A 7,903-nucleotide genomic window follows, 5' to 3' on the forward strand; every position below is an offset into this window, starting at 1 on the left:
TTCTTTATGTCATTGCCGAATTGACTATGCATGCCCGTCTCCGGAAAGTGGCAGCATTCGGGATACTCCCCCCTCGTCCCGTCATTCGGAGTTTTTACATGACCTATATCGAGAAAGCCGGTCTTTCGATCGACCGCGACCTTTATGATTTCATCGTCACGGAGGCGCTTCCCGGCACGGGCGTGGACGCTGCGCGTTTCTTCGATGAGTTCTCCGCCATCGTGCACGACCTTGCGCCGGAAAACCGCGCGCTGCTGGCCAAGCGCGATGCGCTGCAGGAGAAGATCGACGCCTGGTATCGCGCCAACGGCGCGCCGGCGGACATGGCGGCCTACGAGGCCTTCCTGCGCGAGATCGGCTACCTCCTGCCGGAGGGCGACGACTTCAAGGTGACGACCGACAATGTCGATCCCGAGATCGCCAGCCTCGCCGGCCCGCAGCTCGTCGTTCCCGTCATGAATGCGCGCTATGCGCTGAACGCGGCCAATGCGCGCTGGGGCTCGCTCTACGATGCGCTCTACGGCACGGATGCGATCCCGGAAACGGACGGCGCGGAAAAGGGCAAGGGCTACAATCCCAAGCGCGGCGAGAAGGTCATCGCCTGGGCCAAGGCCTTCCTCGACGAGGCGGTTCCGCTGGAAGGCGCCCGCTGGGCCGACCTCACCGGCATCGAGGCGGGGGCGGAACTGCGCCTTGCCGCCGGCGACCGCGCCGTTTCGCTGAAGCGGCCGGAACAGTATGCCGGCCATGCGGAAGGCAAGGACGGCTGGCGCCATGTCCTGCTCAAGAACAACGGCCTCGGCATCGAGATCCTGATCAACCGCGACTGGCAGATCGGCAAGACCGATCCGGCGGGCATTGCCGGCGTCAATGTCGAGGCGGCGCTGACGACGATCATGGACTGCGAGGATTCGGTCGCGGCCGTCGATGCCGAGGACAAGGTCCTCGTCTACCGCAACTGGCTCGGCCTGATGAGAGGCGACCTGAAGGAGACCTTCCAGAAGGGCGGCGAGACGGTGGAGCGCAAGCTCTACAGCGACTTCACCTATACCGCGCCGGACGGCTCGCCCTTCGAGGTCAAGTGCCGTTCGCTGATCCTGGTGCGCAATGTCGGCCACCTCATGACCAATCCGGCGATCCGCGACCGCGACGGCAACGAGGTGCCGGAGGGCATCATGGACGCCATGGTGACGGGGCTGATCGCGCTGCACGACGTCGGCCCGAACGGCCGCCGCAAGAATTCGCGCGAAGGCTCGATGTATGTCGTCAAGCCGAAGATGCATGGGCCGGAAGAGGTCGCCTTCGCGGCAAAGCTGTTCGGCCGCGTCGAGGCCGCCATCGGCATGGCGCCGAACACCATGAAGATGGGCATCATGGACGAGGAGCGCCGCACGACGGTCAACCTCAAGGAATGTATCCGCGCTGCCAGGGAGCGCGTCGTCTTCATCAACACGGGCTTCCTCGACCGCACGGGCGACGAGATCCACACCTCGATGGAGGCGGGTCCGATGATCCGCAAGGGCGACATGAAGCAGGCCGCCTGGATTTCCGCCTACGAGAACTGGAACGTCGATATCGGCCTTGCATGCGGCCTGTCCGGCCATGCGCAGATCGGCAAGGGCATGTGGGCCATGCCCGACCTGATGGCGGCGATGCTCGAGCAGAAGATCGCCCATCCGAAGGCCGGCGCCAACACCGCCTGGGTTCCCTCGCCGACGGCCGCGACGCTGCATGCGACGCATTACCACAAGGTCAATGTCGCCGAGGTGCAGGCCGCGCTTGGCTCCCGCCCGCGCGCGAAACTCTCCGACATCCTCTCGGTGCCGGTCGCCGTCCGGCCGAACTGGACGCCGGAGGAGATCCAGCGCGAGCTCGACAACAATGCCCAGGGCATCCTCGGCTATGTCGTGCGCTGGGTCGACCAGGGCGTCGGCTGCTCCAAGGTGCCGGACATCAACGATGTCGGCCTGATGGAGGACCGCGCCACGCTGCGCATCTCCGCCCAGCACATGGCCAACTGGCTGCATCACGGCGTTGTGACGGAAGGCCAGATCGAGGAGACCATGCAGCGCATGGCCGCCGTCGTCGACGGGCAGAATGCCGGCGACCCGCTCTATCGCCCGATGGCCGGCAATTTCGACCGCTCGATCGCCTACCAGGCGGCGCTCGACCTCGTGCTGAAGGGCCGCGAGCAGCCGAACGGCTATACCGAGCCGGTGCTGCACCGCCGCCGCCTGGAGCTGAAGGCCGCCGCGGCGTGAAGCAAAAGCCGTAGGCTGGTTCCGACGGCTCTTATCGGCCCGCGGCAAGATTTCTCGAACCTCTCTTCCGTCATGGTCGGGCTTGACCCGACCATCCACGCTCCGGGCGCGGCGGTGGATCCTCGGCTCAAGGCCGAGGATGACGGTGATGGGGAGGCCGGAGTGCTGCCCATCAGCGGGCGCTGCAAAGCAAAAACAAAAGAAGCCGCCGGATCGCTCCGGCGGCTTCTTTCCTAAGCGGATCTTTTCCGCTTACTGCTGGACGACGACGCGGGCGCCCTTGCCGGGACGCACGCGCTTGTAGAGGTCGATGATGTCTTGGTTCATCAGGCGGATGCAGCCCGACGAGGCGGCCGTGCCGATGGAGGCCCATTCCGGCGTGCCGTGCAGGCGGAACAGCGTGTCCTGGCCCTTCTCGTTGAAGAGATAGAGGGCGCGCGCGCCGAGCGGGTTCTTCAGGCCCGGGCCCATGCCTTCCTTGACGTAGCGAGCGACGTCCGGACGGCGGGCGGCCATCTCTTCCGGCGGATGCCAGGTCGGCCATTCCTGCTTCCAGGCGATGTAGGCCTCGCCCTGCCAGGCGAAGCCCGCCTTGCCGACGCCGATGCCGTAGCGCACGGCCTTGCCGCCGGGCAGCACATAATAAAGGAAGCGGTTCGGCGTGTTGACGACGATCGTGCCGGGCTTTTCCCTGGTCGCGTAGTCGACGATCTGGCGGTGGAACCGGGTGTTCACCTTGCTGATCGGGATTCCCGGCAGGGCATAGCCGTTGTCCTCAACAGGGCCATATTCCGATGTGAAGATGGCGTTGGTCGCCACCTTTTCGCCCGGAAGCGAGGTCGAGGAGGAGGAGCAGCCGGCGAGCGTGACGGCCGCTGCGAGGCCGCACAGAAGGAGGGCATTGCGGAAACGCATGTGAGTCTCTTGATAGGAAATTAAGAAGTTCCGAGCCGCGGAACTTTCATCGATCATGGTTTATTTTCGATTAAACCGGTCAATGCAAGTCTGTGCGCTCCGGCGCGGGCCTGCGCTTGAGCAAAAAGGCCGGTGATTGTTTTTTTGCAACAACAGACCTGCCCGCCCGGCGCTTTCGCCGCGTCCGGAACAGGACAAGCACGCCTTTCCGGCCCGTTCAATGGTCTTCCGCAGCGCTGGCCCGAAGCCGCACAGGAACCGCGGGGCACGGTTAAGGGAATCTTTCGCGCCGTTCGAATCAGCGAGCACCCTTAACTTTTTCGCGGCGCGCATTTGCGGGTAGAATGCGATTCGCCGAGGTTGACCCATGACGATCGTTTCCATTCACAACGACAATCCGCTGATCGACGGACGCCAGTCCGACCGTGCCATGATGGTGCGCCGCGGCGTGCAGCGCATGCTGACGGAGATGCGCCATGCGGTGTTGCCCGAACTGACGCTGGCGAGCGGCCGGCGCGCCGACCTTATCAGCCTCTCCGACCGGGGCGAGATCTGGATCGTCGAGATCAAGACGTCGATCGAGGATTTCAGGGTGGACCGCAAATGGCCGGACTACCGCCGCCATTCGGACCGGCTGTTCTTCGCCACGCACAAGGGCGTGCCGCTGGACATCTTCCCGGAGGATTGCGGCCTGATCCTCTCCGACGGCTACGGCGCGCATATCCTGCGCGAGGCGCCGGAGCACAGGCTGCCGCCGCCGACGCGAAAATCCGTCACCTTCGCCTTCGCCCGCGTCGCCGCGGGCCGGCTGCTGCTGGCGGAATTCGCCGCCGACACGCGGGGCGGCGGGCCGGACATGTCCGCCATCGTCTCGGGAAAGCGCGACGAGCCGGCGTGATGTCCGTCTGAAACAGCTTGCTAAGGGTGCCGGCATCTCCTCTTTCCTTCTCCCCGGCGGGGAGAAGGCGGCGCGAGGCGCCGGACGAGGGGGCCGGAGAGGTTCTTACTTCGGCGCGCGCTTGGCGAGGATGCGCTGCAGCGTGCGGCGGTGCATGTTGAGGCGGCGGGCCGTCTCGGAGACGTTGCGGTCGCACATTTCATAGACGCGCTGGATGTGTTCCCAGCGCACGCGGTCCGCCGACATCGGGTTTTCCGGCAGCTCCACCTTCTCGCCCGGGCGTTGCGTCAGCGCGGCGAAGATGTCGTCGGCATCCGCCGGCTTGGCGAGATAATCGACCGCGCCGAGCTTCACCGCGTTCACGGCCGTCGCGATGTTGCCGTAGCCGGTCAGCATGATGATGCGCGTGTCGTCGCGGCGCTGGCGGATGGCGGCGATCACGTCGAGGCCGCTGCCGTCGCCGAGCCGGAGATCGACCACGGCGAATTTCGGCGGGTTGGTCTTGGCCTTGGCGATGCCCTCGGCGACCGATTCGGCCGTGTCGACGGCAAAGCCGCGCGTCTCCATGGCGCGCGCAAGGCGGCGCAGGAACGGCGCGTCGTCATCGACGAGGAGAAGGGAAGGATCGGGCCCGATATCGTCGGCTGCGGCGTGGGGGTCGGTGTTTTCTGCCATTTTTCGTCTTTCGTGGCCGAATGTCATCCATACTTGATGAGGATCAGCTTATCGCCCGTAAGCCGGGGCGGGTAAAGTCATTTTGCGGTCTTGGCCTCCATGCGCGCCCGCGGCCAATCGACCGACACGCGCGCGCCCGGCCGGTCGCCGGTGCGGTTGGCAAAGGTCAGTTTCGCGCCGGAGCGTTCCAGCAGCGTCTTGGCGATGAACAGCCCCAGGCCCAGCCCGCCGGCCCGCTCGTCGCGCTGGCGCTTGGTGACATAGGGATCGCCGATGCGCTGCAGGATGTCCGCCGCATAGCCGTCGCCGTCGTCCTCGATGACGATGGTCACCCGCTCCGCCGTGTGGCTGACGGTGATGGTCACCTCCTCGCGCGCATGGTCGACGGCGTTTTCGAGCAGGTTGCCGAGGCCGTAGAGAATGCCGGGATTGCGGTTGCCGACCGGCTCGTTCTCGCGCTCGCCGATTTCGACGAGGTTGAGGCGGATGCCGAATTCGCGATGCGGCGCCAGCACCTCCTCCAGCAGCGAGGAGAGCGTCAGCACCCGCATATGCGCCTCGTCCGCCGCCGAAAGCGTGGTGAGGCGGCGCAGGATGTCGCGGCAACGCTCGCTCTGGCTGCGCAGAAGCTGCACGTCCTCCCTGAAGCGGTCGTCCGTGCCGAGCTCGCGCTCCATCTCGCGCGCCACGACGCTGATCGTGGCGAGCGGCGTGCCGAGCTCATGCGCCGCCGCCGCCGCCAGGCCGTCGAGCTGGGAAAGGTGCTTCTCGCGCTGGAGGATGAGTTCGGTCGCCGCCAGCGCGTCGGAAAGCTCCGCCGCCTCCTGCGACACGCGGTAGGAATAGAAGGCTGCAAAGGCCGTGGTCGAGACGATGGCGAACCAGAAGCCGGCCGTCAGGATCGGCGGCACGACGAGCACGGTGCCGGGAAACCACGGCAGCGGGAAGGGCGTGAAGGCGAGCGCCGTGATGCCGAGCACCGAGAGCAGCCCGAGCGGCAGGCTGAAGCGGATCGGCTGCAGCGAAGAGGAGATGATGACGGGCACGCAGACGAGCGGCGCGAAGGGATTGGCAAGCCCGCCGGTGATGAAGAGCAGCGCCGTCAGCTGGCACAGGTCGAAGGCGAGCAGCCGGAAGGCGGCCGCCGGCGTCAGCCGGTGCGTCGGCGAGAAGCGCACGGCGAGGAAGAAGTTCACCGCCGCGAGCAGCGCGATCAGCACGGCGGCCGGCATCAGCGGCAGCGGGAAATCGAGCCACAGCCCGACGACGATGACCGTGATCGACTGGCCGGCCACCGCCAGCCAGCGCAGCCGGATGATCGTCTCGAGGCGCAGGCGCCGGCCGGAGCCTTCGAAGTCGATGTCCTGGTAACCCGTCATCCCGCCGTCCTTCCGTTCGCGAACCCGCGAGAGCATTTCCGGTGAACTCCGGTTCACCGGAAATGCTCTAGATTCTTGTTTCTACCGCATTATCCGACGCCGAAGCGACTTCGCTCCGGCTGGAAATGCTTAGTGCCTTTCCTAAACCGTGAAAACGCCGGGAGCGATTTGTTTTTCCGCAATTCTCGGCGCAAAACCTCCGGCACGCGCCGGAAATCGCGCTTGTCAGGTCCCGCGCGGCTTGGCGCGCGTCGTCGGTAGGGCGTCCGCCGGATCCTCCGGCCAGGGGTGCTTCGGATAGCGCCCGCGCATGTCCGCCCGGACGTCGCGCCACGAGCCCGCCCAGAAGCCGGGCAGGTCGCGCGTCGTCTGGATCAGCCGGTGCGCCGGGGAGTGGAGCTCGAGCAGCAGCGGCAGCCGCCCGCCAGCCACGGCCGGATGCTGCTTCAGCCCGAAGAGCTCCTGCACGCGGATCGCCAGCACCGGCTCGTCGCCGTCATAGCGGATCGGGTGGCGCTGGCCGGTCGGCGCCTCGAAATGGGTGGGCGCCAGCCGGGCGAGGTCACGCTGCACCTCGTAGGGGACCAGCGCCATCAGCCCTTCCTGCAGGCTGGCCGGCTTCACCTCCTCGAGGCCGCGGGTGTTTTCCTGGAACGGCACGAACCAGCTGTCGAGCGCCGCCAGCAGCGCGTCGTCGCCGGTATCCGGCCAGGGCGCGCCGATCGAGCGGTGGAGGAAGCCGATGCGGTCGCGCAGCTGCGCCGCCTCGCGGGAAAACGGCAGCACGGCAAGGCCGAGCTGGCGCACCCCGTCGGCGAGCGCCAGCGCCGCCTTCGGGCCGCTCGGGCGGGCAAGCGGCGTTTCCTCCAGGATCATCGCCCCGAGGCGGACGACCCGGCGGGCGCGCACCTGGCGGCTTGCCCGGTCGAAGACGCACTGGTCCTCCCGCACGATGCTTTCGGCAAGTTCCGCCTCGACATCCGCGCGGTCGATCTCCGCCGCGGCGAGAATGCGCTGCCGCCCGGCCTGTCCGGTGAGGTCGGCGACGACGATCATCTGCGCGCCGGCGAGCCGCTCGGTCTCCGGCAGCTCCGCCCCGCGCCCGTTCGCCATGACGAACCGTCCCCGGCCGCCCCGCTGCAGGGCGACGCGATCGGGAAAGGCATGCAGCAGCAAGGCGCCGGCCGGCGGCGTGGCGCCGCCCTTCGCCGCGCCGAACCCTTCGGCCATGCGCTGCGCCAGCCGCCGCGCCGCCTCGGCCCGTTCGCCGCGTTCGCTGGCGAAGCGGCGCAGGCGCTCCTCGATATCGACGGCCGTCCCGCCGAGGCCCTGCTCGGTCAGGAGCACGGCGAGCCGCGCCGCCGCGACCTGCTCGCCGTCCTCCGCGGCATGGAGGATCATCGCGGCGAGCCGCGGCGGCAGCGCGAGGGTGCGGATGCGTTTTCCCGCCGGCGTCAGTGCGCCGTGGTCGTCGAGCGCGCCGAGCAGGCGCAGGAGGCTGCGCGCCTCCTCCACCGCGGCGGCGGGCGGCTGGTCGACGAGTTTCAGCGCGGCCGGATCGCCGACGCCCCAATGGGCGAGGTCGAGCATGAAGCCGGAGAGATCGCTGGAGAGGATCTGCGGCGGCGTGAAGGCCGGCATCGCCGCCGTCTGTCCGGCATGCCAGAGGCGGATCGCGATGCCCGGCTCGGTGCGCCCGGCGCGGCCGGCGCGCTGGTCGGCCGAGGCGCGAGACACGCGCACCGTCTCCAGCCGCGTGATGCCGGTCGCCGCCT

At 67.6% G+C, this 7,903-nt stretch carries 6 protein-coding genes (1 of these 6 cut by a window edge); 2 read left to right on the forward strand and 4 right to left on the reverse strand.

Translation table 11 applies throughout. The features are described 5' to 3' along the window. Positions 1-98 precede the first annotated feature (98 nt). Positions 99-2,261, forward strand: coding sequence for a malate synthase G (locus tag WMC41_RS20905; protein ID WP_432346131.1), 2,163 nt, complete (start codon positions 99-101; stop codon positions 2,259-2,261). A 252-nt stretch (positions 2,262-2,513) separates the two neighbouring features. On the opposite strand, the gene WMC41_RS20910 is transcribed toward WMC41_RS20905, so the two are convergent. Then, positions 2,514-3,176, reverse strand: coding sequence for a L,D-transpeptidase (locus tag WMC41_RS20910; protein WP_244770811.1), 663 nt, complete (start codon positions 3,174-3,176; stop codon positions 2,514-2,516). A 367-nt stretch (positions 3,177-3,543) separates the two neighbouring features. On the opposite strand from WMC41_RS20910, the gene WMC41_RS20915 reads away from it, so the two are divergent. Then, entirely contained in the window at positions 3,544-4,074 is a 531-nt protein-coding gene (locus WMC41_RS20915; RefSeq protein WP_272807178.1) for an MmcB family DNA repair protein, read from the forward strand. A 105-nt stretch (positions 4,075-4,179) separates the two neighbouring features. On the opposite strand, the gene WMC41_RS20920 is transcribed toward WMC41_RS20915, so the two are convergent. From WMC41_RS20920 to hrpB, 3 genes are all read right to left on the reverse strand, one after another. Next, positions 4,180-4,749: an ActR/PrrA/RegA family redox response regulator transcription factor gene (locus tag WMC41_RS20920; RefSeq protein WP_244770813.1), complete on the reverse strand. Its 570-nt coding sequence runs from the start codon at positions 4,747-4,749 to the stop codon at positions 4,180-4,182. 77 nt (positions 4,750-4,826) lie between these two features. Then, positions 4,827-6,128: an ActS/PrrB/RegB family redox-sensitive histidine kinase gene (locus WMC41_RS20925; RefSeq protein ID WP_432346134.1), complete on the reverse strand. Its 1,302-nt coding sequence runs from the start codon at positions 6,126-6,128 to the stop codon at positions 4,827-4,829. 225 nt (positions 6,129-6,353) lie between these two features. Further along, positions 6,354-7,903: the 3' portion of an ATP-dependent helicase HrpB gene (gene hrpB / locus WMC41_RS20930; RefSeq protein ID WP_432346136.1), read on the reverse strand. It continues 919 nt past the right edge of the window; 1,550 of the gene's 2,469 nt are visible here — the last part of the coding sequence; the start codon falls outside the window, past its right edge — the gene reads right to left on this strand; its stop codon occupies positions 6,354-6,356.

The organism is Shinella yambaruensis (assembly GCF_050859155.1).
Taxonomy (GTDB): Bacteria; Pseudomonadota; Alphaproteobacteria; order Rhizobiales; family Rhizobiaceae; genus Shinella; species Shinella yambaruensis.